Source organism: Nonomuraea maritima, assembly GCF_900100395.1.
Classification (GTDB): Bacteria; Actinomycetota; Actinomycetes; order Streptosporangiales; family Streptosporangiaceae; genus Nonomuraea; species Nonomuraea maritima.
Genome location: NZ_FNFB01000081.1, coordinates 1 through 1,311, shown reverse-complemented (window position 1 = coordinate 1,311; position 1,311 = coordinate 1). Strand labels below are relative to the sequence as shown.

The window sequence follows — 1,311 nt, the reverse complement described above, 5'->3', positions numbered from 1 at the left end:
TGGACTTCCCCTTCTAGCGTGGAGACCTGACCTAAGGAGAAGGTTGGGTCGTGGGAGAGACCAGACGCAGGTTCGATCCAGAGTTCCGTGCGGGCGCGGTGCGCATCGTACGGGAGACAGGAAAGCCAATCGCGCAGGTCGCTAAGGATCTGGGCATCAATGCGGGCACGCTGGCCAACTGGGTGCAGATGGATCGGCTGGCCCGCGAGCAGGACACCAACGGTGGTGAGCTGGCCGAATCGGAGCGGGAGGAACTCGCCCGGCTGCGCCGGCAGCGAGCTGAGTGGGCCAAGGAGCGCGCCGAGCTGGAGATGGAGCGCGATGTGCTCAAACGCTCGGTGGTCTTGTGGGTTCGAGAGGCGATGGGCCGGTGAGCGTGGCGGCCTTCATCAGCTCCCAGAAGACCGACCATGGTGTGCCCCACGCGTTGACCTGCCGGGCTTTGGGCGTTTCGCAGTCCTGGTACTACAAGTGGCGCGACCGGGCGCCGACGGCCCGGCAGCGGCGCCGCGCCGACTTGGACGCGCAGATCGAGGCGAAATTCGCCGCTTCGGGCGGCACCTACGGCAGTCCGCGCATCACCCGTGATCTGCACGAGGCGGGATGGCGGGTATCGCAGAACACCGTCGCCGGGCGCATGGCCGAGCTCGGGTTAGCCGGCCGGGCGGTCAGGAGACGCCGGTCGCTGACCCGTCAGGGCAAACGGCCCGCCGCCGGCGACCTGGTCCGCAGGAACTTCACCGCGGTCGCGCCGGACGTGCTGTGGTGCGGCGATGTCACCGAGATCGTCACCGGCGAGGGCAAGCTCTACCTGGCCACCGTCGAAGATCTGTTCTCCCGCCGGCTGCTCGGTTACGCCATGTCCGAGCATCACGACGCGGCGCTGACCATCGCCTCGCTGCAGATGGCCGCCGTTACCCGCGGCGGGACTGTCGACGGGGTGATCTTCCACACCGACCGCGGCAGCGAATACAGCGCCGCCCGCTTCCAGGCCGCCTGCCGGCACTGGGGCGTCGTGCAGTCGATGGGCCGGGTCGGGTGCGCGCTCGACAATGCCGCCGCCGAATCGTTCAACTCCATCCTCAAGGTCGAATACGTCCACCGGCACCACTTCGCCACCCGGGCCGAGGCCCGCCTGAAGATCGCCACCTGGATCGCCGACTTCTACAACACCCGCCGCCGACACAGCGCCGCCGACGGGCTGCCCCCGATCGTCTACGAGCAGCAGATCATGACCGCGCGAGCAGCCGCCACGGCGAGGTCTCAGGAGACCATCGCCGCATAACCGAGTCTCCACGCTTTCAGGGGATG

At 68.1% G+C, this 1,311-nt stretch carries 2 protein-coding genes; both read left to right on the top strand.

Translation table 11 applies throughout. The features are described from left to right. The first annotated feature begins 50 nt into the window (after window positions 1-50). Window positions 51-374: a transposase gene (locus BLR04_RS42210; RefSeq protein ID WP_090774306.1), complete on the top strand. Its 324-nt coding sequence runs from the start codon at window positions 51-53 to the stop codon at window positions 372-374. Then, window positions 284-1,285 carry an IS3 family transposase gene (locus tag BLR04_RS39410; RefSeq protein WP_342672341.1) on the top strand — a complete coding sequence of 334 codons (1,002 nt, stop codon included), beginning with the start codon at window positions 284-286 and terminating at the stop codon, window positions 1,283-1,285. Before BLR04_RS42210 ends, BLR04_RS39410 begins: the two co-directional genes overlap by 91 nt. Window positions 1,286-1,311: the final 26 nt, after the last annotated feature.